The following is a 26,677-nucleotide window of genomic DNA, read 5'->3' as shown; positions in this document are numbered from 1 at the left end:
TTTTTAGAGCCAACTTTTTAAAATCAGGCAGAAAGAACCTGTGTCTGTTTGTCTGCTTCATGCTCCACATACGGGCCAGCGGCACGAATGTTCAGAGACAGAAGGCCCATGTTCCCTTTGGTGCACTCACCCAAAGGCAGCACGGCGTTGCCGTTTGTCCATGCGCAATCTGTCCAATCCGTATCATGCCAGCCTGCGGGCTTTTCAGCCTGAAGATGCGCTGTAATGGAATGCAGCTTTTTGGCGGTGATAAAATGCACATCTGCCACAGCCACACCCATCTGACGGCGATCATCCACAAACGGGCCGATCGCATCTGCCGGGCGGCTTGCGCGGGAAACAATGCGCACAGATTGCGTATTGGCAGGCAGTATAAAGCTGTAACGCTGGCCTTCATGCCGCATTGGGCGAATAATGGCCCCTGCCTGCGTAACCAGATGCAGGTTAGGATCTGCCACAACAGCCTGTTTTGCTGGCACACGGTGGCCCACCATGCTGTTCCCGCGTGCTTCCAGCCTGTGGAACAGCGGTTCAACAAAAGCGCGGTCCACACATAGGGGTGCACCTGCATCTTCTGCCCAGCTCTGCACTGCGCCGCGTAGCGTTGCAACCTTACCTTCCTGACGGAAAGCGCGGCGGTTGCCGGTATCCAGATAGCTTTCTGTCAGCATGCCATCGGCCGTGATAACGGAATGCTGGTCTGTTTCCACGTGATAGTAATCGTAAGAGGTAATGGATTTATCATAGAAAATGGAAAAACCATTTACCAGCATACGGGCCGGCACAAACTTGCCCTCAAAGCACAGGCAATGCTCTGCGGTAATCAGCATATCCTTGTAAGGCACGCCATCTGAAATAGCATTTTTAAGGATACGCACAGGGTATCCGGCCTCATCATCCGGCAAACCAGCCCGCACTTTTGCATGGGCCTTGCCAACCCATACAACCGGGCGGGTAACTTCCCTGTCATGTTCCCAATCAAACGTAACAAGCTGATCACCAATCTGGAGATCTTCAACCGCCACATCACCATCAGGCGTGCAAATCATGCTGCCAGCCAGGAAGCAGGTAATGATTGTACCACCCTGGTTATCATTAACCAGATTGAAACCCGTTGCTTCAACATTCGGTATGTTCAGCGTGACAGTATATGTATCATCTGTTGTGGCATCTGTTGTTGTGATCGCAACAGTATTTGCGTCAGAATATTCCCATTTTGCATTATTAAATGTCACATACTGCAGATCAATCTGGCTGTCCTTGGTCCAACCGTTAATCGTTGTCGTAACATTTGTATCTTTAGAGGTATTCAGGCCGGTAATTGTTAAACCACTTGTATAGCCATCTCCAAGCTGAACAGCACCCCCTGTATCGCCCGTGATAGAAGCTGTGCCACCACTTGAGAGCGTGAGTGTGTCCGTTAATGCTGCGCCGGCATTAAAATTGACCGTGCCGCCGGATGAAACAGTAACATCAGCAACAGATCCACCCGTAATGGCCCCGGAACCACCAGAAGCAATGTTGATATCGGAAACAGTTCCGCCGCTTACATTGGCATTTCCCTTATTGCCAATGGTAACAGTACCGCTGACTGCGCCTGCATTAACAGTCATGGTAGCGCCACTCTGGAACGTGCCGCCAGAGAGTGTGCCGCCGGTCATTGTAATACCACCGCCTGTTGCGGAAAGGTTATTTACAGTGCCGGTAATAAGGGTAACGTTACCGTAATCATGCGTTGTGGCATCAGTAAGCGTGCCGCCATCAACCTCAATGGTACCTTGTGTCGGAAAGTCCGTGCCGGAAGCGGAAACACCAGAAGCTGTGGCACCAGAATCAATCTGGATTTTTCCATCGTAGATGGAGCCGCCAGAAATATATCCGTCAACCTGTGTAAAGCCTGACACAACGTTTGTATCATAGGCAGAACCACCAGCAGAAATAAACAGACTACCGTCTGTCGTATCGATGCTGGAAATCACACCCCCAGCGGAAACCCTTATCTGGCCTTTGTTAGTCAGCGTTCCGCCTGAGACAAGTCCCTCAACAAAGACGCTACCGCCATCAATGGTGTTGTTATTTGCAGTCGCGTTACTGTTCACATACAGTGATGCGCTTGTACCGCTAACAGTAGTCGTATCAGCAGTGCCACCATCAAGAACTGTTAGCTTTCCATCGTTGAGGGTGGTGCCAGTCACATTTCCACAAGCCGACACATCGCCGCCAGAATTTACTGTCGTCGTAGTTGCCGTCCCACTAACGTAGAACTCACCGCCGCCATTTACAGTCGTAGTGTTTGCCTTTCCGTCAGCCCACACAGTAAAGCTACCACCATTCCCCACGGTAGCACTGTTAACCGTGCCTTGCTCTGCCACAATCTGGCCACCAGAACTGGTACTAACATTGTTGGCAATAGCATTTGTGCCTTTAGCATCAATCATACCGCCAGAGGTAGCAGTACCACCATTCACAGTACCGCTATTGATGATAAGGTAGCCTTTTCCGTCTAATTTAAAAGGATTTAATACCTGCGCGGAATTAACTATAGCACCGCCGTTTACTTCAACGTATGCGCCATTATCGGTAAAATTTGTAAGCGTAGCTGCGCTATCCACTGCCATATAGGCACCCGAAAGAGCGCTCCAGTTAGAAGCGGTGCCACCATAGACATAACCATACCCCTGTATGGTTACGTTTGTGGCCGTCCCTCCGTCGCTTACCGTAAGGCTGTCTGTTCCCATGTTAAAAACGTTATTAACGCTGGTAACAGAACTTCCATTTACTTCTCCTGGAACTTTTGCTGTTCCCTGTACTCGGGTTGGAGCATCACTCATTTTCATTTACCTTTCTGTTTCAAGATATTCTTGCACTGCTCAATCACCTGCTGCACCGTGATCCGTCGGGGGCATTCGAACTGCCTTGGCGTTCCTGCATGACGCGGACACCACAGGAAATCTTGGTGATTGAAGCGCTCTTTAGGGTCATTCCAGCACGAATTGCGGGCGCGCCAGTTCATGACCCACTCACCTTCAGTAAGATCTCAGAAGATACCTTCGGGGCCTGCCTGTATCGGGGTTGCGGCCGCGTGCGGGTCAGATAATTTTGCTGATTTTCGCTTTTTGATGCGGAAAAAGACATTCGTTTTGGATTAGACATGGAAAGCGCATTCAAATTTTTACTCATCATCAATTATGCCCGCGTCTAAAACTGTTATGTGCGCAAAACACACGAAAAATCAGGTACTTCGTTAAATTATCTTTGCACCCTAGAATCTTATTTCTTGTTAGGCAAACAAAAACCTTAATGCAACCAAAAAACAAACACATTTCATGATATTAATAACGTACCAAAATAGTCCAATATAACTTTGCTTTTCTTGACTATGAAAAATTAAAGAAAGGCCCATTCCGCACCAGAATCGCCTCTCAATATATTACCCAAAACAATGCGTATAATAGTGCCCCACATCATCTGCTTTGTTTGCATTGCAGACATGCGGCCAAACCTTATGCATTGCTATCAGACAACAACAGGCGCCCAAGCGGTTGATCTTTTGCAACGGCAAAACTACGCTCACTTTATTCTTCCAAAACAGCTTTAGCGCAGCCACAACATGCCAAAATCTTTACGCCTGATATGACATTTGCCGACCTGCTGGTCATGCTGGCGTATCTGACTGCCCTGCCCCTTCTGGCGCTGGGGCTTGCTGGCCGCCAGACCTCCGCCACCGCTTACCTTGAAGGGCATGGAGATCTGCCCTGGTGGGCGCTATGCCTTTCCCTTGTGGCAACAGAAACCTCCACCCTTACGCTTATTAGCGTGCCGGGCATTGCCTATGGCAGCGGCATGGTTTTTGTGGGGTTGGCGCTCGGGTATCTGATAGGTCGCGCCATTGTGGCATGGAAGTTTCTGCCTCTTTACCAGTCCGGCAAAATGCTGAGCGCGTATGATTGGCTGGGCCAGCGCTTTGGCTCTTCCATGCAGCGCATGGCGTCCTCCACATTCCTCATCACCCGTTTGCTGGCCGAGGCGGTGCGTCTGTTTGCAGGCATGTTGCCTTTAGCCGCCATGCTGGATGCCGCACATATGGGCCTGCCCCATGCCGTGCTGCTGGGCGGCATTATGCTTGTTACGCTGTTTTATACGCTGTGCGGTGGCCTGCGCGCTGTTGTGTGGTCAGACAGTATTCAGTTCGGGCTGTATCTGTTTGGCTCTGCGGCCTGCCTTGCCCTGCTATGGCATGCAGCCCCCGCGGGTGTGCTGCATACGCTGCAAGCCGCAGGTCGTTTTGATTTATTTGTTTATAACACGCCACCTTTCACAAGTTCTTTCACACCTCTGGCTGCTCTTTTGGGCGGTACGGTGCTTTCCGTGGCCTCCCACGGCACAGATCAGCTTATGGTACAGCGCGTGCTGGCGGCCCGCTGCCTGCGTGATGCGCGGCTGGCACTTATGGGCAGTGCTGTGGGTGTGGGCCTTTTGTTTGCGCTGCTTTCTGGCGTGGGTGTGCTGTTATGGGTGCATCATGGTGGGGCCACCCTGCATCAGGCCGGGTTTGCCACGCCGGATGCTGTTTTTCCCGCCTATATTGCGCAGGAACTGCCCTCCGGCCTGCGGGGGTTGATGCTGGCAGGTGTGCTGGCAGCCACTATGGGGTCTCTCTCCGCCACGCTATCCGCCATGACAGCCGCCACTGTGGGAGACTTTGCCGCCCCCTGCGCATGGGTCGCCCGCAGGCTTAGCCTTTCCGGCCTTGGGTTTGCACGGGTTATCACCTTGTTCTGGGCCGGGGCGTTGGTGCTTTGCGCGGGCCTGTTTGCACAGGGCAGCCAGTCTGCCGTGCTGGTGGGGCTTTCCATTGCTGCATGTGGGTATGGCCCCATGCTGGCCAGCTTTATAGCAGGCATGGCATGGCCCGGTTTAAAAGCCCGCATACTGGCCCCCGCCTTTGGCCTGAGCATGCCGCTTATGGTGCTGGCCATGATGTACCTGCACCCCTACGGCAAACCGCTGGCGTTTGTCTGGTTGATTGTGCTGGGCATGATCACACTGTTTGGGCTGGTCGGCCTACGCTATGTGATACAAAAGAGAAGTCACCGTTAGTTTTATAAAGGTTTTCCGCTTATGCTCCAGCCTGCCTCTGTTCCACTTGCCCACACAGAAACGCTGGATGCCCGCTATACGGATCTGGACATATGGCCCACAGGTACGGTGCTGGAAGCCCTGCTGGAAAGCCAGCTTGGGGCCGTGGCTGCCGTAAAATCTGCCCTGCCACAACTGGAAGCCGCCATTACAGCCGCCGTGCCGCGGTTAGAAGCCGGAGGCCGCCTGTTTTACGTGGGTGCAGGCACATCGGGCCGTATTGGGTTGCAAGATGGGGTAGAGCTTATTCCCACCTATGGCTGGCCTGCCGAACGGCTGGTGCTGATGCTGGCGGGAGGCGATGCCGCATTGTTCAACCCCGTGGAAGGAGCCGAGGATGATGAGGCCGAAGCCCGCCGCGCCATAACTGCCCACGCCCCTACTGCGCAGGATGTTGTAATAGGTGTGGCCGCCAGCGGTGGCACGCCTTACACCTGCGCTGCGCTGGAAACCGCGAAGGCAGCAGGCAGCCTGTGCATTGGCATGTCATGCAGCCCCAACACGCGTTTGCTAAATGCGGAATACCCGGTGCTGATCCAGACCGGGCCAGAAGTGGTGGCTGGCTCTACCCGCATGAAGGCCGGCACAGCGCAAAAGGTTACGCTCAATCTGCTCTCCACCACATTGATGATCCGATTGGGCCACACATGGCGCGGGCAAATGGTGGATATGCGCATTGTTAACGCCAAGTTGGTGCGGCGTGCGCACCGCATGTTGCGCCACCTTACAGGCTGCACACAGGCGCAGGCAGAAGAGGCCCTGCAACAGGCCAATGGCAGCATCAAACTGGCCGTGCTGCTGCGCAACGGGCTGGATGTTACGCAGGCTCGGCAGCTTTTGGTGTTGTGTGGCGGGCATTTGCGCAAGGCTCTGGCCCGTATTACTGCACAAACACCCGCAAAGGCCCACGCCTGATGCCCGCCCAACCTACCATTCTGGCGCTAGATGGCGGCGGCACCCATACGCGTGCGATGGTGATAGCGCCCGATGCCACCGTGCTGGCACAGGCTACCGGCCCCGGCTGCAACCCGTTTGACCGGCCAGAATGGGCCGAAAACCTGCGCCACCTTTTAGAACAGATGCCGCGCACCATGTTGCAATCCGCCGTGCTGGGTATGGCGGGGTATGATGCCGCACGCCCTTCCTCCGCCCAGCAGGAACAGGTGGCCCGCACTGCCCTTGGCCCCAATGTGCGGCTGTGGCTGGAAAACGATGTAGAAACCGCACACCGCGCAGCCTTTGCCGGGCAGGCGGGTGTGTTTGTGCTGGCGGGCACCGGGTCTGTCGCCATGGCTGTTGGCGCAAACGGGCAAACAGCACGCGCTGGCGGCTGGGGCTGGCTTTTGGGGGATGAAGGCGGCGGATACTGGATAGGCCGCAAAGCCCTAGGCTATGCCACGCGATATCTGGATGACCCTTCCGTGCCTTTTGCCGCATTTGCGCAAGAACTGCTGCACAGCCTGAACCTACCCACCACAGGCCCCACCGCGCCAGATGCCCTGCGGGAATGGCTGCGCACCCGCACACACCCTCGCTCCGCCGTGGGCGATGTAGCGGCAACCGTGCACACGCTGGCCCTAAATGAAGACACATACGCCATAGCCCTACTGCGTGCCGCTGGCAGGCACCTGGCAGAACTGGCCCATACAACGGCTAAGCAGGTAAGCAACCTGCCGCCTTCTCCCCTGCCCTTGGCATGGAGCTACGGCGGCAGCGTGATGCACAACCCCGTTGTGCTGCAAACCGTGACATCCCTGCTGGGGGCAGAACCGCACCCGGCCACGCTGCCCCCTATTGGTGGGGCGGTATTAAAAGCAGCAGAACTGGCCGGATGGCACACTGATGCCACATGGATCTGCCAACTTGCCCGCAATCTCACGCATGGAAAGGCGATTGCATGATAAAGGGGTTTTCCATCCGCACTGGTTTACGTGTTCTGGCAGCAGGGTGCGCCATAGGTGTGCTGGCGGGTTTTGGTGCTCATCTTGCCCCCGCCAAGGCAGATACCGCACCGCCCGCAACGTTTAACGCGCCACGGCCGCCGGTTATCATGCCTGCACCCAACACCCTGCAAACGGATGGATCTGCCTTTGCCCTGCCTGCCAACTGGCAGGTTATCTGGCAAACCCCGCCCACCCCGCTTTTAACCCGTGCCACACAGCGCTTTGCAAACCGCATGAGCGTAGTGGCCGGGCAGACTGTTGCACTGGAAAATGCGGGAAAGGACAAAGATACCTTTCCCCTCCACATTCAGTATGCGCGTGAGGCCACGTTTCCCGCCCCCACCATGCGGGAAGATTATACGCTGGATGTGGGGCCAGATGGCATAACCCTTACCGCGCAAGGCCCTGCCGGTGTGCTGCACGGCTTGGCCAGTATTGTGCAACTTGTGCGGCGCGAGGCCACAGGCCCCGTTATGGCGCAGGCGCATATTCAGGATAGCCCGCGTTTTGCATGGCGGGGGCTGATGCTGGATGTCAGCCGTCACTTCATGTCCATCCCCACCATTGAACGGCAGCTTGATGCCATGGAAATGGTGAAACTGAATGTGCTGCACCTGCATCTTTCAGATGGCGCGGCGTTTCGGGTAGAAAGCAGGCATTACCCACGCCTGCAAAAAATCAGCAGCCACGGGCAGTATTACACGCAGGCCGAAATCCGTAATCTGGTGCAGTATGCGGCAGACAGGGGTGTGCGCATTGTGCCGGAGTTTGATACGCCGGGGCACAGCTTTGCCATGCTGCTGGCCTACCCTCAATACGCCTCTGTTCTGCCCATGAACACGACAGACCGCGCCGAGATCAACCGCGCAGCGCTGGACCCCACAAACCCCGCCACCTACACTTTTGTGCGCGGCCTGTATGCTGAAATGTCCGCCCTGTTCCCGGACCCTGTGTTCCATATTGGTGGGGATGAGGTGGTGGCCAAGCAGTGGACACTCACCCCCCGCATTGCGCACTACATGCAGGCGCATCATTTTGCCACACCGGCTGATCTGCAAGCCAGTTTTACAAACCGCGTGGCGCAGATGCTCAAAGCCGATGGCAAAACCGTTATGGGGTGGGATGAGATATTGGCCGCCAGCGTACCACCCCACACCATTATAGAAAGCTGGCGCGGCCCGGCCAACACGGCAAAAGCGGCAGAGGCAGGTTTGCCGGTGGTGGTTTCCGGCCCTTATTATCTGGACAGGCTGCTCCCGGCCTCTGCCTATTATGAGACAGACCCGCTAGACACCCGCAAGGATGCCGCAGAGGCACAGGCCGCAGCCCAGACAACCGGCCCCGGCGGCACCATTGCCACCCCAACAGACACCAAGCCCGAAGCCCCCGTGCCCCCCTTAACCAAGCAGCAGAAAACCCTGATACTGGGGGCCGAAGGCGCGTTGTGGACAGAGGTGGTGGATGAAGACATGCTGGATGCCCGCCTATGGCCCCGTATGGCCGCTGTGGCGGAGCGTTTTTGGTCTACCCCGCAAAACTGCGTGCCCCAAACCCTGTATGGCAGGCTGGCCGTAACGCAAGACAAGCTGGACCTTCTGGGCCTGAAAAGCCAGGAAGATGCAGAAGCCCTGCTAGACCGTCTGGCAGCGGGTGAAACACAGGCCCCGCGTGTGCTGCTAAGTGCTGTTTCCCCTATTCGCAATTACGCCCATAACCACGAATTTTTACAAATTCGCCATAAGCAGACAGCCACGGAGCAAGATTTAAACACCCCGGCAGATATTGCCAGCCCGGATAGCTTTGAGGCTGAAAAGTTTAATGCAGAAGCAGTAGCTTTTGTAAACGGCAAGGTAGAGCTTAAACCGGAGCTGGAGCGGCTGCTCACAATCTGGGCGGATAATGATGCCGCGTTTCATCAGGTTGCAGCCCGCCATGCTGCCCTTACGCCCGCACTGGCGGCATCTGCCCGGCTGGCCGCTTTGGCGCGTGCCGGGCTGGCGGCACTAGGCGCAGAACGTACCCCCGGCTGGCGTGAACAGGCGCGGGAAACACTGGATGCCGCACGCAAGGACATTGCAGCATCCTCCTCCATCCATGTTGTCACCAACACGCCCCAACCTGCGGGAGATCTCATCCAGCGTATTGTGCCGGGTGTGGAGGCACTTGTAACGCGTGAGGGCGGATTAACCCTGCCCTGATCATATATTTTTGCAAATGCTAATTTGGTTGTGCCGTGCATAAATCCCACGGCACAACAGCGTTTTCTACCCGCCGGGTGGTTACACCGTAAGTTTGGCGCACCATATCATCCGTTAAACGGGCGGGCGGGATGATGTGCCGAACATGCCCCTGCTGCATCAGCACCAGCGTTTTGCAAAAACGTGTGGCCAGCAGCAGATCATGCAGCACAACCACAACACATGTGCCCTGTGCTGCCAGTTTGCAAAACACCTGCATAACGGCCAAGGCATGTGCCGGGTCCAGCGCAGCTACGGGTTCATCCGCCAGCAAGATGGGGGCCTGCACGGCCAAGGCGCGCGCCAGCATCAGCCGTGCACGCTCCCCGCCAGAAAGCTGGCTGGCCGGGCGCTCTGCCAAATCCTGCAAGCCCACTTCTGCCAAAGCCTGCGCCACTGCCGGATGATGCAAGGCCTGTGCTGAAGATTCCCCATAGGGCAGACGCCCCAGTGATGCCACCTCCCGCACCGGCATGGGCGGAAACGGCGGCACATCTTGGGGCATATACGCCATAAGCCGCGCACGCTGGGCCAATGTAAGCTGCTGCAATGGTGCGCCATTACACACCACCTGCCCCTGCGTGGCGGGCAGCAACCCCGCCATAATGCGCAACAATGTGCTTTTGCCTGCACCATTGGGGCCTATCAGGGCTGTCACACTCCCGGCCTCAAACCGCACGCTGGCGGATTGGAGAAGCTGCGCGCCTTCTATGCTGAAGCCAACATTCTGCACATTCAGCATGACAGCATATTCCGTTTTCTAAACAGGATCACACGGTGGAAGAACACAGGCGCACCCACCAAGGCCGTAACCACGCCCAACTGCAACTCTGTACGCCCGGCCATTAACCGCACAGCCAAATCTGCCGCCAGCAAAAGCGCAGCACCACCCAAAAAGGCTGGCACCATCAGCCGAGATGGCCGATGCCCCGCCAAAGGCCGCAGCAAATGCGGCACTACCAGCCCCACAAACCCGATAGCGCCAGAAACCGCAACGCAGGACCCCACAGCCAATGCGGTGCCCACAACCACGCGCATTTGCACGCCCCTTACACCCCCCAGCCGAAAGCCGAGGCTCTGGGCAACATCTTCCCCCATTGTAAGGGCATCCAGCGCGCGGGCACAGCCCATAAGCAGGGCGCAACCCGCCACCACACCGGGCAAGGCCAGCAGCACATCATTTAATGTGCGATCTGTTAAAGACCCCATAAGCCAATGCATAATTTCAAAAGTAGCATAGGGGCTGGGCACCAGGTTGAGCACCAGTGCCGTAAGGGCAGCCGTGAAGCTGCTAACGGCCGCACCGGCCAACAACAGCACCAATGCCCCGCCGCGCCCTACCAAGGCCACCAACAACATGGCTGTTACCAATGCACCGGCCAAGCCGCCCAACGGCAGCAATGCCGAGGCAATTTGAAAAAGCCCTGTATAAAACACGCACACAGCCCCAAGGGCCGCCCCGCCAGAAACACCTAAAAGGCCAGGATCTGCCAGCGGGTTGCGCAAATAACCTTGCAGCACCGCACCACTTAGCCCCAACGTGCCACCGACCATAAGGGCCAGCAACATGCGCGGCAGGCGCAACTGCCCCATAATGACCGCGCCTATGGAATGGGCACCGTTCCACCAATCTGCCAAAGCCGCAGGCACGTTAATGCTGCTTTCCCCCCACCATAGGGAGGCCACAGCCATAACAGCCACCAGCAACGCCAGCAGGGTGTTCAGCACAACAGGGCGCAGGGGCTTCATGGTTGGGTCTCCTTTACCGTGGGTTGTGCTATGGGGGGATGTGAAACATGCCTTGCAGCATCAGCCACAATACCATCCCGCGCATGGCGTAATGTGGCAACGGCATCCAGCGTTTGCGGCAACCCACAAAGCCACAGGCGGGCTGGCACATCCACAACATGCGGCGGCGCAAACATAGCCAGCATAACCGGGTTGGACAGCATGGCCTGCGCAAGGGAATGGCCGGGGCCGGAAGGGTCTCTCACCAATAAATCCGGGTGATACGCCAACAGCACCTCCAGCGGCACGCGCCCACCCAAGGGGGGTGTGCCTGCCGTGGTGGCGAAGTTGCGCAAACCGGCACGGGCCAGCACATCATCTGGCAGGCTATGGGCGTGCACCACAAAACCGTTGGCCTCATACACCACGGCTATGGGGTCTGACACCTGGCGGGTTGTGGCTATTTCTGCCAACCGGGCCTGAAACGCCGCCACAAGTTGCCGCCCGCGTTCTGGCTGCCCCACCGCATTGGCAACCTGCATGATCTGATCTGGAATATCCGCCAAGGAGGATGCAGGCGGCAACGTAAGCACCTTGGCCCCTACCTCCTTGGCGGCCCGCACAGCCAAGCGTGCCGTAAAGCGGCCTGCCAGCACCACATCGGGCTTGGCGGCCAGCACTGTTTCTGCGGTGGATTGCAACACCGGCACATCCTGCGCCTGCTGGCACAACACAGATTCCGTACAATCCCGCGCAAGGGTGGATACGCCTATAATATCCTTGTGATCTGCCAACATAAGGGCCAGTTGATCTGTGCACAGGTTGAGCGATGCCACACGCTCCGCCCATGCCGCACCGGGTGCAAACGCCGCAAGGGTAGCACCCCATGCACACACAACCACCCGGCGAAGGAAGACGGAAAGCTGCATCAGTAATTCAGCGTAAAGCCGCCATAGCCTGCGCGGCCAGGCTGAAGGTAGCCTATAGGGCTTTCATACTGGCGGTTGAGCAGGTTATCTGCCCGCGCAAATACGGTGACATAGCGGTTGATTTTATAACTGGCCGCCAGATCTATGGTGAAATATCCGTGGTCTTTGCCGCATGTGCTGCAATACTGGTACGTATCAGAAATAACCGGCGTATCGCGCGAACCGCTGACATACAGAATATTGCCCGAAAGCGAGAGCCCATCCACCGGCTGCCATGTGGTGTTGAAGTTGAACTTGTGCTGCGGGCGGCGCTGGAGGGCTTGGCCGGTAGAGGCATCTCGCGCGTGGGTCCATGTATAGTTCAGGTTGAAATCAAGCGTATCCAGCGCTTTCCAATCCAGATACGCTTCTACGCCATACATGCGGGCACGGGCCACGTTATTGTAGGAATAGGTGGAATAGTAATTTTCGTAGGAACTGACAGACTGAATAAGATTGCGCACATGGTTTTCATACCATGTGGCCCCAAAATGCAGTTTGTCATGCGCCAGCGTTTGTTCCACGCCCACATCATACCCTATCAGGCGTTCGGCCCGCAGGTTGGGGTTACCTTTTTCCGCATAGCTGGTGGAAATCTGGTTGGCAAAAAGCTGATACAATGAAGGGCCATGAAAGCCACTGCCCGCACTGGCCTTGATAACCGTGCCGCTGTGCGGAATATGAATGGCCGGAGCCACACGCCACGTCACGTAATTGCCGTAGCGGGAATTGGCATCATACCGGATATTGGCCGCGCCATATAAAATCTTGTTCCAGTTGCCCTGATACTGCCCATAGCCTGCTGTGGTATCCATGCCCGCGCTGGTGCTGAACGGTGTGGAAGATGCTGCACTGTTCCCTTGGCTGGAATTGAACGTATCATGAAAATGCTCTGCCCCCACAAGCAGAGATCCGTATTTGTCCAGATTAACAGTGCCGTGCCAATCTATTTTAATGCGGCTGGTGCGGTAATATGTGGGGTCATACTGCAAGGCATCACCTTCCAGCGTGGTGCCGGTTTCTGTCCAGCTTCTGCGGCCTGTCATATACCCCAGACCAATCACCTGATCGAACCTGCCCCCGAATGAGGATAAATGCGCCGTGCCCCGCACAATGTCCTGATTTTGCGTGGTGTGTTCACGCTCGCTCCCTACATCACCGTAATATCCTAGCCGACTGTAATATTCATCTTCCATATTATAGGCGCTGTAGGTGTGCAGGTTGCTCTGTATCAGCCGGGCCGTCAGCCCCAGATCAAAATTATGGGTGACATCATAGCCCAAGCGAATGTTGGCGGAGCGGTTATCGTTTCTGTCCCCCCGGTGGCGCTGTTCCTTGTCTGCGCCAAAATAGCGGCCGATATAGCGCGGGATTTCATGAAAACCATCCTGCCGGTAATGGGAAAGTTCAACATTGTAATGAAACTTTCCCTTACTGCCGCGCGCGCCTATAACCTGATTGAACGTGCCGTAAGATCCACCTTCCACCCGCACAAAAGGCGTAAACCTGCCCTGCCCCTGTGCTGTGGTAATATCAATAACCCCGGCCATGGCATCTGCCCCGTACAGGCCACTTTGTGGCCCGCGCAAAATTTCTATGCGGCCCATGCCATCGGTAACAAACTGCGCAGCATCAAACGCGCCGGAGGTGGAGCTGCCATCGTTAATATCCATGCCATCCAGCCGCACTTTCACCTCGTTGGCATTGTTGCCGCGCATGAAAATGGAGGTGGTGCCGCCAAAGCCACCCGAACGCACCACATTCAGCCCCGGTTGGCGGACCAGAATATCTGTAAGCGTGCGGCGCTGCTGGGTGAGGATCTGCTTTTCTGTCACAATCGTCATGGCCGTGCCAATTTCATCCGCCCGCATGGGGTGGCGTGCCGCACTTACCGTAACGTAATCCGGGTAAGCCTGCGCACTGCGGGCCTGCACAGCTTGCGCACCCTCCGCTGCATGAGAGATAGGCGCCTTTTGCGCCGGAGCGGTGGCGGCAGGTGTTACGGCCACTTTGGCAGCAACGGTGTTTTTACCCGTTGATGTAGCGGGGCTTGTGGCATCTGCCGCAATGGCGGCAGTGGTTTCTACCAGCAGCAGGGAAGAGCCGGTAAGCAAAAGGTTTTTTAGGCGCATGGGTTAAGGCAATCTCGCGGTTTAACAGCGTTGCCACGAGACTTGGCCCGGCTTTTTCCACCACAGGGCACAAACCACCCCATTGGCTGACCGCTTGCCCAGCCTGCCAGCACACCCCGGCTGACATGCCCCGTCTGCAACTGTGTGCTGATGGCAGGTCTCCTGGCTTGCGGTTTTTCGGTTGTGGCACCCCTTCCCGGAAAGGTTTGTTCCAGTGGGCCAGCGCTTTGCGCCGTGCGTGCACATCCATGCCGCTTACAGTTGCGGGGACAGCCCGGGAATATCGCAAAACCATTGCAGGCAATGGCGCGGGCACCCGGTTCCCTTTTCATTCCCCTTGGGGGAAACCATCATGCGGTGTGGTTTACAGGCTGGGGGTGGCTTGTCAACAAAAGCACGCCCCAACGCGGCGGCTGGCTTTAGGCTTCACGCGGGAGGCGTTGAGACTGGGAGCGGATAACCTGCTCCTCATAATCCAGTTCCTGCTGGAGCTTCCATTCTGTCTGGTCGTTAATCTCGCTGCGCGATGTCATATCCCGCATGGCCTGCCGTTCGGCCCGCAGCAGTTGCAGGCGCAGCGCCAGTTCCATACGCGCATGGCGCAGGGCGCGGCTGCGGTCTAGCGGTGTGATGCGCGGCGTTTCGTCCTCTTCTTCCAAACGGCTGTGATACAGCTGATACAGGCGGTCTATCACCTCCTGCCGCAGGGCTTCATCTGCATTCTGCCCCTCGGGCTTTGCCAGTGCTGTGCTGTTTGGGTTGGGCGCTGGCGGTTGCGCGCGCGCTTTTGTCAGCACCGCAAGGGCTGCGCGTATCAGCTTCTGGCGGGCCATGTTTTCTTCCTGCGCGTTCTTGTCCACCGTCTCCTGCGGCAAAAAGCGCAAACACAGCGGAATGAACACACTGGCTGCCAGCAGGGAAAGAACAATCACCCCGGTAGCGGCCACCACCACGGCATCGCGCATGGGAAAGGCATCTGTGCCATCCGTGCCTTCGGGCAGGGAAAGTACAGCCGCCAGCGTAACGGCCCCGCGCACGCCAGCAAATGTCAGCAACATGCTGCCTGCAAAACCTGTGGGTTCAAACGGCAGGCTGCCAATGCGCGCCACCACCCAACGGCCGAAAACGGATGTCCATACACCTGCAAAGCGCATGGCCAGCATAATGGCGTATATCTGCACCACAAACAGGCCAACCTGCCACAAGGCCACATCATATTTCCGGCCCAGCGCCACGCCATGTTGCAACAGTTCTGGCAACTGCATGCCCAGAAACAAAAAGATAAGCGCGTTAAAAACGTAGCTGACAATGTTCCAGACCGTTGTGGCCTGCAGGCGGGTAAAAGTGGCGGTGTCCTCTATCATGCCAGAAAGTTTGAGCACCATGCAGCCTGCCACGGCGGCCAGAATGCCCGAGCAGTCCACCGCTTCTGCCGCGGCGTACATTAAAAACGGCAAGAGCAGCACAAAGATGATCTGGGATTGCGGATCATCATACCCACGGCGCACCAGCACGCGGTTGAGCTTAACAGCCAGCCATGCCACCGCAGCGCCCACCAACAGGCCGCCCAGCGCCACCATTAGGAACGTGCCAAAAGCCTGCCTGTAAGAGAACTCACCCGTAAGGGCATCGGCCATGGCAAAGCGAAAGCACACAAGGCCGGAGGCATCATTAAACAGGGCCTCGCCCGATAAAATCTGCAACAGCCGGTTGGGCACCTTGCGCCCTTCAATAAGGCTGGAAACCGCAACCGTATCTGTGGGGGAAAGTGCAGCCGCCAGTGTAAAGCAGATGGGCAGGCCCAGCTCTGGCACAATCCAGTGGATAGCATAGCCACATACCAGCGTGCTGAGCACCACAAGCCCAAAGGCCAGAAACAGAATGGGGCCGCGCAGTTCTGCAAACTCACGCAATGGCATGCGAAATGAATCTGCAAACAGCAATGGCGGCAGAAACACAAACATGAACATATCTGGCTGCAAGCTGACATGCATGCCCGCCACCGCAGCAAACACACCCAGAATGATAAGGATAACCGGCTGCGGCACCTTCTGTTTAAACAGGGCAACAAGCAGGCTGCTGACTGCCGCCAGCAAAAGCAGCAGCAGAATGTTTTCTATGGTCAACATGGCCTGCGCTCTTTGGGCGTGTTTGGGTGTTTATGCAACGGACATTCTGCAGAAACACACCCGCTTTACGGCATGGCGGAAACAGGACGCAAAACCTGCTGGCGCACCAAATTTTCCAACCATGTGGCAAACACCTGCACCCGCATGGAAAGGTGCCGCCTGTGCGGATAAAGCAGCGCCATAGGCAGCGGTGCCGCACGCCACTGGGGCAGTATTTCCACCAACTGGCCTGTATGCAGGTAAGAGCGCACATCGTAAGCGGGTATCTGCATCACCCCCAGCCCGGCCAGTGTGCAGGCTATTAAAGCCTCTGCGCTGTTAACCGTTACGCGGCCCGGCACATCCAGCGTGTGGGTATGGCCGTGTTCCTCCCACTCCCATTGCTCTACCCGGCCATTCTGGGGGGAGGCATAACGCACAGCCTCGTGCCCTTTCAGCAAATCTGTCGGGCATTGGGGTGTGCCGCGCTGCTTAAGATATATGGGGCTGGCCACGTTTATAAGTTCAAGCTCCCCCATGCGGCGGGCAATCAGGCCGGAATCCTGCAAGGGCCCAACGCGTAGCACGCAATCCAACCCATCTTCCACCAAGTTCACGGCCCTGTCCGTTACCCCCAGTTCTACCGAAAGACCGGGATATGTTGCCAGAAAATCGGGCAAGGCCGGGGCTACAATCAGCCGCCCAATGCGGCCGGGCATATTAACACGCAGCACACCCTGCACAGCGCTTTCGCTCTGGCGGAACAGGTTTTCCGCTTCCTCCACATCCGCCACAAGGCGCAGGCAGTGTTCGTAAAAGGCTGCGCCATCTGGCGTGGGGGTAACTGTGCGTGTTGTGCGCGTAAGCAAACGTGCCCCCACGCGGCTTTCTAGCTGCTGCACGGCGGCGGATACGCTGGAACGCGGCATGCCCAAGGTTTCTGCCGCGTGGGTAAAACTGGCCGCCTCTACCACGCGGGCAAAAATACGAAAAAGATCTATCCTATCCATGCGCGTTAGCCTTTTGGGCTGCCACCTGCATTGTTCGGGAAATCTGGCAAGTGTTGTCAGAACAGGCAGCTTTATCCGCCTACTGTAGCTGATACGGTGGCAAGAGAAAACGGGAGCCACATCCATCGGCCCCCGATACATGCAAGGGAGCACCCAACATGGTAGACCACAGCATTAAAGGCAAAACCGTTCTGATAGCCGGTGGGGCCAAAAATCTGGGCGGGCTGATTGCGCGGGATCTGGCAGAGCATGGCGCAAAGGCCATTGCCATCCATTACCATAGCGCAGCCAGCAAGGCGGAAGCCGATGCCACTGTGGCCGCTGTAAAAGCGGCAGGCGCGCAGGCTAAGGCTTTTCAGGCTGATCTGACACAGCCCGGAGCAGTAGCCAAACTGTTTGCAGATGCAAAAACGGCTTTTGGCGCGCCAGACATTGCCATTAACACCGTGGGCAAAGTGCTGAAAAAGCCGATTGCAGACACCACGGATGAAGAATTTGATGCCATGTTCACCATCAACACCAAGGTGGCGTATCAATTCATTCGTGAAGCCGGAAAACATCTGGCCGATAACGGCAAGCTGCTAACACTGGTGACATCTCTGCTAGGCGCGTACACACCGTTCTATTCCACCTATGCGGGTTCCAAGGCTGCGGTGGAACACTTCACCCGTGCGGCTTCCAAGGAATATGGCGCGCGTGGCATTTCTGTTAACGCCATTGGCCCCGGCCCTATGGATACGCCGTTCTTTTACGGGCAGGAAAGTGCAGATGCCGTGGCTTACCACAAAACCGCTGCCGCACTTTCTCCCTTTAGCAAAACAGGGCTGACAGACATTGAAGATATTGCACCCTATGTGCGCTTTATTGTTTCTGAAGGCTGGTGGATGACGGGCCAGACCATTTTGGTAAACGGCGGTTACACCACAAAATAAAACCGGCTTTGTGCCCGTTGCGGCACACCGCCATGTGCAAGGGGGCCACGTGCAAAGCGTGGCCTCCTTTTTTGTGCCCTGCCCCAGATGCAAAGCTGTTGCGCGCGTGCAACAGCCCACAGAAAGCTGAGCAAACAAGGCTCATTCCTGTTGTAATGTTATAGTGTTACATAATACATGCTGCGCCTCCACCACACTCAACCAAGGCAGCGCACAGCATGATGGTTCGATCAGCCGCTCTTCTTCTCTGCTCCACTGTTTTTACTGCTCTGGGCAGCAGCATGGCCCTGGCTGAAACCACCACGACCACGACAACACCCTCCACAACAGAAACGCAGCAGAAAAAGCCCACTGAAACAAAGCCGCAAACCGTAAAAGTGATTGCGCATGACAAGAACGATGCCGAGCAGGTGATTGTCACCGCGCATCTGGACCGCATGCGTTCAGAACTTTCGCCCTCCACCGGGGCCACGGTGCACAAGTTCAGCCGGCAGGCGCTGGAAACCATTCCCGGTGGTGATAACGCACCGCTTAATCAGGTATTGCTGCAAGCCCCCGGCGTAGCGCAGGACAGCTACGGCCAGATCCATGTGCGTGGGGACCATAACGAGGTGCAGTTCCGGCTGGATGGTGTGCAGTTGCCGGAGGGGCTGAGCGTGTTTGGGCAAGCGTTGATGACACGCTTTGCAGATAACATGTCCCTCACCACTGGGGCGTTGCCCAGCCAGTTCGGGTTTTTGCAGGCGGCTGTGGTGGATATCAACACCAAGAACGGCACCACCAATTCTGGCGGCAATCTCTCACTTTACGGTGGGGCGCGGGATTACTTCTTTCCTTCCCTGCAATATGGTTTTCATAAAGGGAAGTGGGATTTCTTTGCCACGGCAGATTATGTGCATGACCGCACGGGCATTGAAAATACAACATCATCCTTCAACGCCATCCATGACCTGAGCGAGCAGTATCACTTTCTGGGCCATCTGCGGTACACGGCGGATGAAGATACGCGTATCAGCTTTATTGCCGGTGTTTCCAACGCAGAATACCAGTTGCCCAACAACCCCGGCCAGCAAACCCAGTTTGCCATGCCCGCCTATTCTGGCAGCGATCTGGCGCAGCAGTTGAATGGCAGCGTGGACAGTGCGCATCTGGATGAACACCAAAAGCAGATTACAGATTTTGCCATTCTGGCGTTGCAGAAAGAGATGGGAGACTTCAGCCTGCAAAGCTCCGTGTTCTCCCGCTACAGCAGCCTGCGCTATTCGCCCGACTGGCTGGGAGATCTGGTTTACAACGGTATTGCGCAGCAGGCCGCGCGCTCGGTGTTTTCCATGGGCACGCAGCATGACGTCACATGGCGTGCTGCAAAAGATCACACCGTGCGCTTTGGTTTTCAGCTTTTTGTAGAACGCAACACCTCCAAATCCCTCTCCCGCGTGTTTGGGCAGGAAGGTGAGGATGCAGATGGCAACGCCACCTTTGGCACCACGCCCCTGAGCATTTACGATGGCAGCGGCAAAACCGGCACGGTGTACGGCCTGTATGCGCAGGATGAATGGCGACCGCTGAACAACCTGACCATCAATTACGGCCTGCGCTTTGATGGGGTGAGCGAATACACGGCGGAAAAACAGGTGAGCCCACGCCTGAACATTGTGTGGAAGCCGTGGAAAGGCGGTGTGATTCACGCCGGGTATTCACGCTACTTTACGCCCCCGCCGTTTGAGGTTGTCAGTTCTTCCTCGCTGTACAAATTTGCAGGCACCAGTGCCGCGCCCTCCGTTTACCAGAACAACAAGGTGCGGGCCGAGCGCGACCATTACTTTGATGCCGGTATTGAACAAACCATTCTGCCGGGCTGGCGTGTCTCGTTCGATGCCTATTACAAGCTGGCACATAACCTGATTGATGAAGGCCAGTTTGGTGCGCCCATCATCCTCAGCGGCTTTAACTATCGCCGTGGGCAGGTGAACGGGTATGAGGTCAGCACCTCTTATGATCGTGGCCCGCTTTCTTTGTACGGCAACTTTGCGTGGTCTCGCGCCATTGGCAAGGATATTACCAGCGCGCAGTTTAACATGAGCCCGGATGATCTGGCTTACATTCAGCACCGCTGGATCCATCTGGACCATGACCAGCGTTGGACGGCTTCTGCCGGGGCGGCGTATTCCTTCTTCCACAAAACGCGCTTTCCGCTGCGCCTGTCTGCCACCATGGTGTATGGCAGCGGGCTGCGGGCCGATGGCCTTGTGCCCAACGGTGTGGCGCTTACGCCTTATGCTACCGTCAACTTCTCTGCCGTGGAAACCATCCACAACACATTTGGCAGTGCATGGCCGGGGGATACGCAGTTCCGCATAGATGTGATCAATCTGGGGGACCACACCTACAAGCTGCGTGATGGTTCCGGCATTGGCGTGGGGGCCCCGCAATACGGGCTACGCCGCACCATTCTGGGCGGGATTTCCCAAGGTTTCTAACCACGTTACCGGCTGTGGCGCTGCCCACGCGCTACAGCCCCCACATGGGCATGGATTGATTTTACCGGCATTTTGCCCCAGAAAACGGCTCCAATACGAGGATATCCAGCCCGTGGAGGAGCCAGACCAATGGATATGACATGGGGCAACTTTCAGGCCATTGTTCAGCTTTCCGCCGGGTTGAATGTTGCCATTTTAAGTTTTGTGGATATCAGCCTGCCCGCCATTCAGGAACGGCGGAAGGTTTTTGCCAAGGCCCGGCAGGAGCTGGAGATCCACCGCAAGAACCCCCACAAGCGCACAGAAGCCGAAAAGGCAGACCACGCTGAAAACGTGGGAGACATTGACCGCCGCCTGTTTGACCTGTGGCGAGAAACCGCCGCCTTTGAACTGGTGGAAGATTCCCTTATGCGGCTTACAGGTGTTTCCGGCTTTATTGGCGCGGTGCTGAGCCTGACTTTGCTGTGGTATTCCGCCCTGCATTATGATGAAAAAATCTATCTGACCGGCCAGTTGTTGACTGCGGCCTCGTTCCTCTCATTGGCGGCGGCGTTTATTATCAACTGGATTACCGCCACACGCGCTGCAAAATATACCCAGCGCTGCAACACCCTGCGGCAGGAAATGGGCAAACGGCTGTGAACCTTTTTCATTCTGTGCGTTAAGATACTAAAAAACCCCCGGTGTGCTTATGCCACCGGGGGTTTTCCATGCACAAAGTGCAGGCTGGTGCCTAAAGTATGGCTCAGGCCTTGGCTTGTGCCGCAGCAACCTGACCCAAAGCAGCCTTGAGCTTTTCTTCTGCTTCTGGGGAAAGAGAGGTTTGCAGGATACGGGCATGGCCCTTGAACTGGCTGAGATCGGCCAGCACTTTTTCCGGCTGAGACTTACGAACCAGAATGAACAGCGCAGAGGTGTTGGGCGGAATGGTGTCGCTTAGCTGTTTGATAAAGCCATCATCAATTCCGTAATCAGAGAACTTGCCAGACAGCGCGCCCGCACCGGCGCCCACAGCACTCCCGATCAAAAAGCCAGCCAGCGGGTTCAGGCACAAAAGGCCAACCAACGCACCCCAGAAACCGCCGGAAAGCAGGCCCCAGGAAGCCCCGGCTTTTTCAAGGTTTACGCTTTGGTGCAAATGCACCTTGCCCTGTGCATCCCGCGTAACAACCACGGCATCTTCCAGATCCAGCAGGTATTCTTTCTGCAAGGCGCGGCATTCTGTCAGCACCTTGGCGGCATCATCAACGTGGTCAAAACCCAGAACAATCAGATCAGACATTCAAATCGGCTCCCTGCTTTATATCTTTCATGCCATCTGGCCTACGGGCGGCAAACGGCATGTACATTTGTATGTAGTCCTTTCAGGATATGGGAAGCCCACCCCACACATGCCAGTGGGCCATATTACGCAGGCAGCATAAAAATACAGAAATACCATTATAGAGTATTCGTATAAGACAACTAAATAACCATACCCCGCTCGGCCAATACAGGTACAGCATCCACCCGCTCACGCCCGAGTGACAATACGGACCATTATTGTCCGATTAGATCACGAAACTTCACAAATCATGCAGGATTTTTGATAACAAACCAATATTTTCTGCATAACAGACCGGCAACCAAGGCCCTTGCCGCATATCCGGGCCGGTTCGATAGTGAGCCTCATCAAACTTGTTCACAAAGGAGGTTCACCCATGAACACACTGCGCAAAGCGGCCCTTGCTGCCGTATGTGGCCTGGCTTTGGCTGCCGGGGTTGCACCTGCCCATGCTGCCAATGTTGGCGTGGCTTCTGTGCCGGAAGCACCTGTTGGCCCCGGCCCCACGGTAGATAACGCATCTGTAGGCAACATTGCCGGGCTGATGTACTACTGCTACGCCCACAACATTGATGATGATACAACGGTGCGCTCACTCGGCCGCTCCCTTGCAAAACGCAGCGATGTGAAAAGTGATGCCGCATACCCCGCCGGTGGCGCAGGGCAGCTGATGGTTGGCCCCGGCCAGATGATTGACCTGAACACTGTGGATGACAAAGACATCCGCACCGCAACCTGTGCCCATGCTGCCCAGCGTGGCATCCAGCTGGATGATGGCACCTTTATGCTGCCGCTGCAGGACTAATACAGAAAAAGGCGGCCACGCCCGCCACGCATTGCCACACCATATGGCTTAAGGCTGATGGCTGTGGCAGATGGTCTGTTTGTAAAAACCGCCCTTGCTTTGGGGGCGGTTTTTATTTTTTGAGCACATGGAAACTCTCTGCGCCCACGCGCCGTTGGCAGTATGCACCCCTTTTATAAAGACGGGAGGTTTTCATGACATTCCTGAACTCCGTCTCCAACGCCATTTCCAGCGTGGGAGACTTTGTAACTGCCGCATGGTTTAACAAATCCGGCCTGTTAAGCGCGCTAAACGAGGTTCTTGGCCCTGTTCCTGCCCCGGATCACCCCAGTAAGCTGGAACAGCGGGCAGAAGCCATGGGCATGATTTCCACCATCCGCCGGTGGCAGACCGCCCCCCACAGTCCTCCGGCATCTGAAGCAGAAGTACGCGGCTTTTTCCTACAGGAAGAGCTGGATTGGTTTTCTGAACAGACAGGGCTTTCCGATACCGCCACCATGCACATTATCCGCAGGCTTCTGCCCCGGTGCGTGCGCCTGCGTGCCCTGCATGATCCCTCTCTGTTTCCGCAAAGAAACCGCATTTCCCCGCAGGAACACACGCCCGCCGTATAATGTGCTCAACACTGTTAAGATAAGCATGGCAGAAGCTGCCGCTTGGCTATTCTGCCATGTTTTTTAGAAAATTATTTAACTTATTTTCCCTTTACTTCCTTTTCCCTGCGTGAATATCCACACTTTCGAACAGGGGAAGGATTATGTTGGATTTACAGAGCATTTTCAAAAACAAGATATTTATTTTTATTATATCTTTATGCAGTATTTTTTATATTTTTTCTTACCTGATCCTCCCCTTCTCCACTGCCGATACAACATTTTACGCACTTATTGGCCGGGGGCTGCTGCAAGACCATATGCTGCCTTACCAGTATGTGTTCGATCATAAACCCTTTGGTATTTATGTGCTGTATGGTGTGTGGGATGCGCTTACAGCCCAGTTACCTGTTGGCAAGTTTACGGTGCTGGCCCTGCTCTCTCTTGCTGCATTTGCAGCCATGGCCCGCAGTATATGGCACACACGCTGGCTATGGGTTTTTGCGGCACTCGCGCTGCTGGGCGCGCCATTTGAGCTGCTGGCCGGAAATACAGAAACACTTCTGATCACAACAGAACTGGCCGTACTCTGGCTGGCCCGCAAAGGCATACTTGCCACCATTCAGCCCGCACCCCGCATTTTATGGCTTCTGGCTGCCGGGGTTATGTTTGGCCTTACGGTGAACATAAATTATCTGGAAGGTATTTGCCTGTTTCTGCCTGTATGTTTTTTATTACTGGCAAATACACGCCCGGCTTTAAATATAATTTTGTTTGCTATTGGCACCTGTGGCGGTTTGGCTGCGTTGTTTACGCCATATTTTATACAGGGGCATCATGCGCTGGCTGATTACTTTGCGCTGCAGCATCAGTTTTTACATGCTTACAGCGGCAAACTTTCAAAACGCATAAAGGCTGTTCTGCTGCTGGCCGCTTATCTGGCCGTTTTTTCACCTATTCTCATCAAATGGTTCGGGCAGAAATCCATACTTAAAACAGCCCCAACACCGGATACCACATTGCTTACGCTGTGGTTTATCTCCTCGGTGCCTGCGGCTTTGCTTTCTGGCCACGCATTCAGCCATTATTCGGGGCTGTGGTTTGCGCCCCTCAGCATCATGCTGGTGCTATTGGCACAACAGAAAGGTACGTTGCCAATAGGCGCACTGGCTCCTGCTTGCGCGCTCACGCTTTTTTCCGGGGGGCAGGAAATACGTGCTAATCTGGCGCTGCACCAGAACTTAGAAAAAATAGATTACGCCCAGATTGCCAATATGGCTGCCGGGCAAAAGGTGCTGAATATCCGGGCCCATCATGCCCATTTTTACATGGCAAACCTGATAAGCGCAGACCGTTACCTGTTTCGGGATCATATAGACATTATTTTCAAAAAACAGGCCGTACAGCATTATCTGGATGATCTGGCACAGCACCCTGCTTTTGTTATGCTGCCCTATGCCGGATGCCAGACGGGCGCCATAGAACAGCCAGTCTGCGCTGTTTTACAAAACCATTATCAGCAGGTGTACGCTGTGCGCACGGTACATAAAAAGACGCGCCACAAAATAGACGCATCTGATCTTTCGTTCGAACTCTATAAGCTCCAGAACTAACGCTTACGCGTCTATCAGTTCCCGCAGTTCCCAACGGTCATCTGCCTCTGGCTCCAAGCTTAGCGGAATGGCGTTGGGCAGGCGCACATTGGCAGGCAAAGACATAGCGGCGCGCAAAGCACGGAACAGCGCCCCATGTGCCACAATCAGCGGCCGACCGGGAGCCTGTGTGGCCCGGTTTACGGCATCTGTAGCGCGCTGGCGCAGGGCAGCAAATGTTTCTGCCCCCGGTGGGGTGTACTCACCGGCAATCCAGCTATTATACCAATCCCCTATCGGCTGGCCTTCCTGCTCACCAAAGCAGACTTCCTCCAGCCCCGTATCCACATCCAGCGGCAAGGCTGGCAGGCCGTGGGTGATAAGCGCATCACGCACAATGGTGGCAGTGCGCAAAGCACGCTCCAGCGGAGAGCACACAATGCGCGTTACCCCATTTTCTCCTGCGGCACGCAGGGCAACCTCAAGCAGCTTTCCCGCCGCCACAGCTTGGTCAATGCCGGTTTCATTCAAGGGCACATCGGTGCGCCCCTGAGAAAGACCAGCCCGGTTCCAGTCTGTCTGGCCATGGCGCAAATACCAGTATGGGCGGGGGAAAAGCGTGCTCATAGGGCCTCGGATCAATCGAACAGGGAGGAAACGGAGCTTTCATCCGCCACAGCATGAATGGCGCGTGCCAGCAGGCCGGAAATGGTGATCTGGCGGATATTGCGCGCAGCCATAACTTTTTCCGTGGCGCGGATGCTGTCTGTCAGTGTCAGCATTTCGATAGGCGAATCGGCAATGCGTTCCACGGCCTGCCCTGTCAGCACACCATGTGTCACGTATGCGCCCACAGATGCAGCACCCTGCTCGGCAATGGCACGGGCTGCGTTGCACAGTGAACCACCGCTATCCACAATATCATCTACCAGCAGGCAGTGGCGGCCGCGCACATCACCAATCACGTTCATCACTTCGGAAACGCCTGCGCGTTCACGCCGTTTGTCAATAATGGCCAGATCCGTGTTCAGGCGCTGGGCCAGCTGGCGGGCACGCACCACACCACCCACATCGGGGGAGACGATCATCAGATCACGGTCTCCGTAGTGGGAGCGAATGTCGCGCACAAACAGCGGTGCGGCGTACAGATTGTCCACCGGGATATCAAAGAAACCCTGAATTTGCATGGCGTGCAGATCCAGCGTGAGCACGCGGCTGGCACCGGCTTCTACCAGCAGATTCGCAACCAGCTTGGCGCTGATAGGCGTACGCGGGCCGGATTTACGATCCTGCCGGGCATAACCAAAATAGGGCATCACTGCGGTAATACGCTTGGCCGAACCACGGCGCAGCGCATCCAGCATGATCAGCAGTTCCATCAGGTTATCATTGGTGGGGGTGCAGGTGCTCTGGATAACGAACACGTCCTCACCACGTACATTTTCGTGGATTTCTACAAACACCTCCATGTCCGCAAAGCGGCGCACGGTGGCGTTGCAGAGGGGGAGGTTCAGCTCCGCGGCAACGGCTTCGGCAAGTGGGAGGTTGCTGTTACAGGCGACGATTTTCATGACAAGGACGGTTCCCGGCCTTAGGTGTGGAACGAAAAAAGGGCTCTCCGGCGGGCCGGGTGTAGCAACCACGGGGCCTGTTGTCATCTCTGTGGAGTGTTTTCCTGCCAATCGT

The 26,677-nt window shown here is 56.0% G+C and carries 20 protein-coding genes, 1 pseudogene and 1 riboswitch; of the genes and pseudogenes, 10 read left to right on the top strand and 11 right to left on the bottom strand.

Annotated features, from left to right (window positions below; translation table 11 throughout):
- Positions 1 to 23: 23 nt before the first annotated feature.
- Both EOV40_RS02180 and EOV40_RS02175 read right to left on the bottom strand, forming a co-directional pair.
- The gene (locus EOV40_RS02180) at positions 24 to 2,831 is read right to left on the bottom strand and encodes a Hint domain-containing protein (RefSeq protein WP_244296983.1); all 2,808 of its coding nucleotides are present in this window, start codon (positions 2,829 to 2,831) and stop codon (positions 24 to 26) included.
- Between the two features lie 2 nt (positions 2,832 to 2,833).
- Positions 2,834 to 3,016: pseudogene (locus tag EOV40_RS02175) on the bottom strand (autotransporter strand-loop-strand O-heptosyltransferase); the annotation flags it as partial.
- A gap of 617 nt (positions 3,017 to 3,633) precedes the next feature.
- Here EOV40_RS02175 and EOV40_RS02170 point away from each other — a divergent pair.
- The 4 genes from EOV40_RS02170 to EOV40_RS02155 are packed head-to-tail and all read left to right on the top strand — an operon-like array spanning position 3,634 to position 9,280.
- Positions 3,634 to 5,100, top strand: a complete 1,467-nt coding sequence (locus tag EOV40_RS02170; protein ID WP_128104917.1) for a sodium:solute symporter — start codon at positions 3,634 to 3,636, stop codon at positions 5,098 to 5,100.
- 21 nt (positions 5,101 to 5,121) lie between these two features.
- A complete protein-coding gene (locus EOV40_RS02165) occupies positions 5,122 to 6,054 on the top strand; it encodes an N-acetylmuramic acid 6-phosphate etherase (protein ID WP_128104916.1) in 933 nt (310 codons plus the stop codon).
- Positions 6,054 to 7,040: an N-acetylglucosamine kinase gene (locus EOV40_RS02160; RefSeq protein WP_128104915.1), complete on the top strand. Its 987-nt coding sequence runs from the start codon at positions 6,054 to 6,056 to the stop codon at positions 7,038 to 7,040. Before EOV40_RS02165 ends, EOV40_RS02160 begins: the two co-directional genes overlap by 1 nt.
- Positions 7,037 to 9,280 (top strand): beta-N-acetylhexosaminidase, encoded by a 2,244-nt coding sequence (locus EOV40_RS02155; protein WP_128104914.1) that lies wholly within the window; start codon positions 7,037 to 7,039, stop codon positions 9,278 to 9,280. Before EOV40_RS02160 ends, EOV40_RS02155 begins: the two co-directional genes overlap by 4 nt.
- Positions 9,281 to 9,299: 19 nt before the next feature.
- On the opposite strand, the gene EOV40_RS02150 is transcribed toward EOV40_RS02155, so the two are convergent.
- From EOV40_RS02150 to EOV40_RS02125, 6 genes are all read right to left on the bottom strand, one after another.
- Positions 9,300 to 10,061: an ABC transporter ATP-binding protein gene (locus EOV40_RS02150; protein WP_128104913.1), complete on the bottom strand. Its 762-nt coding sequence runs from the start codon at positions 10,059 to 10,061 to the stop codon at positions 9,300 to 9,302.
- Positions 10,055 to 11,068 carry a FecCD family ABC transporter permease gene (locus EOV40_RS02145; protein WP_128104912.1) on the bottom strand — a complete coding sequence of 338 codons (1,014 nt, stop codon included), beginning with the start codon at positions 11,066 to 11,068 and terminating at the stop codon, positions 10,055 to 10,057. The genes EOV40_RS02150 and EOV40_RS02145 overlap by 7 nt, the downstream gene beginning before the upstream one ends.
- Positions 11,065 to 11,976: an ABC transporter substrate-binding protein gene (locus tag EOV40_RS02140; RefSeq protein ID WP_128104911.1), complete on the bottom strand. Its 912-nt coding sequence runs from the start codon at positions 11,974 to 11,976 to the stop codon at positions 11,065 to 11,067. Before EOV40_RS02140 ends, EOV40_RS02145 begins: the two co-directional genes overlap by 4 nt.
- Positions 11,976 to 14,147: a TonB-dependent receptor plug domain-containing protein gene (locus EOV40_RS02135; protein ID WP_128104910.1), complete on the bottom strand. Its 2,172-nt coding sequence runs from the start codon at positions 14,145 to 14,147 to the stop codon at positions 11,976 to 11,978. Before EOV40_RS02135 ends, EOV40_RS02140 begins: the two co-directional genes overlap by 1 nt.
- Before the next feature lie 135 nt (positions 14,148 to 14,282).
- Positions 14,283 to 14,514, bottom strand: a riboswitch (cobalamin riboswitch).
- A 52-nt stretch (positions 14,515 to 14,566) separates the two neighbouring features.
- Positions 14,567 to 16,276, bottom strand: coding sequence for a Na+/H+ antiporter (locus EOV40_RS02130; RefSeq protein ID WP_050819210.1), 1,710 nt, complete (start codon positions 16,274 to 16,276; stop codon positions 14,567 to 14,569).
- Positions 16,277 to 16,341: 65 nt separating this feature from the next.
- Positions 16,342 to 17,265 (bottom strand): LysR family transcriptional regulator, encoded by a 924-nt coding sequence (locus EOV40_RS02125; RefSeq protein WP_128104909.1) that lies wholly within the window; start codon positions 17,263 to 17,265, stop codon positions 16,342 to 16,344.
- A gap of 158 nt (positions 17,266 to 17,423) precedes the next feature.
- On the opposite strand from EOV40_RS02125, the gene EOV40_RS02120 reads away from it, so the two are divergent.
- The 3 genes from EOV40_RS02120 (at position 17,424) to EOV40_RS02110 (ending at position 21,319) form a co-directional block, all read left to right on the top strand.
- The gene (locus EOV40_RS02120) at positions 17,424 to 18,197 is read left to right on the top strand and encodes an SDR family oxidoreductase (protein WP_128104908.1); all 774 of its coding nucleotides are present in this window, start codon (positions 17,424 to 17,426) and stop codon (positions 18,195 to 18,197) included.
- Between the two features lie 218 nt (positions 18,198 to 18,415).
- Positions 18,416 to 20,677 (top strand): TonB-dependent receptor, encoded by a 2,262-nt coding sequence (locus EOV40_RS02115; protein WP_042787013.1) that lies wholly within the window; start codon positions 18,416 to 18,418, stop codon positions 20,675 to 20,677.
- Positions 20,678 to 20,806: 129 nt separating this feature from the next.
- Complete coding sequence (locus EOV40_RS02110; protein WP_003630104.1) at positions 20,807 to 21,319, top strand: hypothetical protein; 513 nt, start codon at positions 20,807 to 20,809, stop codon at positions 21,317 to 21,319.
- 103 nt (positions 21,320 to 21,422) lie between these two features.
- Here EOV40_RS02110 and EOV40_RS02105 read toward each other — a convergent pair whose 3' ends face one another.
- Entirely contained in the window at positions 21,423 to 21,959 is a 537-nt protein-coding gene (locus tag EOV40_RS02105) for a DUF1269 domain-containing protein (RefSeq protein WP_003630102.1), read from the bottom strand.
- Positions 21,960 to 22,338: 379 nt separating this feature from the next.
- On the opposite strand from EOV40_RS02105, the gene EOV40_RS02100 reads away from it, so the two are divergent.
- The 3 genes from EOV40_RS02100 (at position 22,339) to EOV40_RS02090 (ending at position 25,012) form a co-directional block, all read left to right on the top strand.
- Positions 22,339 to 22,806, top strand: coding sequence for a hypothetical protein (locus EOV40_RS02100; RefSeq protein WP_012812457.1), 468 nt, complete (start codon positions 22,339 to 22,341; stop codon positions 22,804 to 22,806).
- Between the two features lie 194 nt (positions 22,807 to 23,000).
- Positions 23,001 to 23,420 (top strand): hypothetical protein, encoded by a 420-nt coding sequence (locus EOV40_RS02095; protein WP_050819208.1) that lies wholly within the window; start codon positions 23,001 to 23,003, stop codon positions 23,418 to 23,420.
- 143 nt (positions 23,421 to 23,563) lie between these two features.
- Positions 23,564 to 25,012 carry a hypothetical protein gene (locus tag EOV40_RS02090; RefSeq protein ID WP_128104907.1) on the top strand — a complete coding sequence of 483 codons (1,449 nt, stop codon included), beginning with the start codon at positions 23,564 to 23,566 and terminating at the stop codon, positions 25,010 to 25,012.
- A gap of 3 nt (positions 25,013 to 25,015) precedes the next feature.
- Here EOV40_RS02090 and EOV40_RS02085 read toward each other — a convergent pair whose 3' ends face one another.
- The gene (locus EOV40_RS02085; RefSeq protein ID WP_050819206.1) at positions 25,016 to 25,618 is read right to left on the bottom strand and encodes a histidine phosphatase family protein; all 603 of its coding nucleotides are present in this window, start codon (positions 25,616 to 25,618) and stop codon (positions 25,016 to 25,018) included.
- Between the two features lie 11 nt (positions 25,619 to 25,629).
- Positions 25,630 to 26,562 (bottom strand): ribose-phosphate pyrophosphokinase, encoded by a 933-nt coding sequence (locus EOV40_RS02080; RefSeq protein WP_050819205.1) that lies wholly within the window; start codon positions 26,560 to 26,562, stop codon positions 25,630 to 25,632.
- Between the last annotated feature and the right edge of the window lie 115 nt (positions 26,563 to 26,677).

This window comes from Acetobacter oryzoeni (genome assembly GCF_004014775.2).
Lineage (GTDB): Bacteria > Pseudomonadota > Alphaproteobacteria > Acetobacterales > Acetobacteraceae > Acetobacter > Acetobacter oryzoeni.
This window is presented reverse-complemented; position numbering and strand designations above follow the sequence as displayed.

Excerpts from the sequence above, each read along its gene's own strand:
- EOV40_RS02080 (WP_050819205.1), bottom strand. The coding sequence starts at position 26,562 with ATGAAAATCGTCGCCTGTAACAGCAACCTCCCACTTGCCGAAGCCGTT.
- EOV40_RS02130 (WP_050819210.1), bottom strand. The coding sequence starts at position 16,276 with ATGTTGACCATAGAAAACATTCTGCTGCTGCTTTTGCTGGCGGCAGTC.
- EOV40_RS02170 (WP_128104917.1), top strand. The coding sequence starts at position 3,634 with ATGACATTTGCCGACCTGCTGGTCATGCTGGCGTATCTGACTGCCCTG.
- EOV40_RS02090 (WP_128104907.1), top strand. The coding sequence starts at position 23,564 with ATGTTGGATTTACAGAGCATTTTCAAAAACAAGATATTTATTTTTATT.
- EOV40_RS02145 (WP_128104912.1), bottom strand. The coding sequence starts at position 11,068 with ATGAAGCCCCTGCGCCCTGTTGTGCTGAACACCCTGCTGGCGTTGCTG.
- EOV40_RS02110 (WP_003630104.1), top strand. The coding sequence starts at position 20,807 with ATGGATATGACATGGGGCAACTTTCAGGCCATTGTTCAGCTTTCCGCC.
- EOV40_RS02165 (WP_128104916.1), top strand. The coding sequence starts at position 5,122 with ATGCTCCAGCCTGCCTCTGTTCCACTTGCCCACACAGAAACGCTGGAT.
- EOV40_RS02150 (WP_128104913.1), bottom strand. The coding sequence starts at position 10,061 with ATGCTGAATGTGCAGAATGTTGGCTTCAGCATAGAAGGCGCGCAGCTT.
- EOV40_RS02095 (WP_050819208.1), top strand. The coding sequence starts at position 23,001 with ATGACATTCCTGAACTCCGTCTCCAACGCCATTTCCAGCGTGGGAGAC.
- EOV40_RS02125 (WP_128104909.1), bottom strand. The coding sequence starts at position 17,265 with ATGGATAGGATAGATCTTTTTCGTATTTTTGCCCGCGTGGTAGAGGCG.
- EOV40_RS02140 (WP_128104911.1), bottom strand. The coding sequence starts at position 11,976 with ATGCAGCTTTCCGTCTTCCTTCGCCGGGTGGTTGTGTGTGCATGGGGT.
- EOV40_RS02180 (WP_244296983.1), bottom strand. The coding sequence starts at position 2,831 with ATGAGTGATGCTCCAACCCGAGTACAGGGAACAGCAAAAGTTCCAGGA.
- EOV40_RS02105 (WP_003630102.1), bottom strand. The coding sequence starts at position 21,959 with ATGTCTGATCTGATTGTTCTGGGTTTTGACCACGTTGATGATGCCGCC.
- EOV40_RS02120 (WP_128104908.1), top strand. The coding sequence starts at position 17,424 with ATGGTAGACCACAGCATTAAAGGCAAAACCGTTCTGATAGCCGGTGGG.
- EOV40_RS02160 (WP_128104915.1), top strand. The coding sequence starts at position 6,054 with ATGCCCGCCCAACCTACCATTCTGGCGCTAGATGGCGGCGGCACCCAT.
- EOV40_RS02135 (WP_128104910.1), bottom strand. The coding sequence starts at position 14,147 with ATGCGCCTAAAAAACCTTTTGCTTACCGGCTCTTCCCTGCTGCTGGTA.
- EOV40_RS02155 (WP_128104914.1), top strand. The coding sequence starts at position 7,037 with ATGATAAAGGGGTTTTCCATCCGCACTGGTTTACGTGTTCTGGCAGCA.
- EOV40_RS02115 (WP_042787013.1), top strand. The coding sequence starts at position 18,416 with ATGATGGTTCGATCAGCCGCTCTTCTTCTCTGCTCCACTGTTTTTACT.
- EOV40_RS02085 (WP_050819206.1), bottom strand. The coding sequence starts at position 25,618 with ATGAGCACGCTTTTCCCCCGCCCATACTGGTATTTGCGCCATGGCCAG.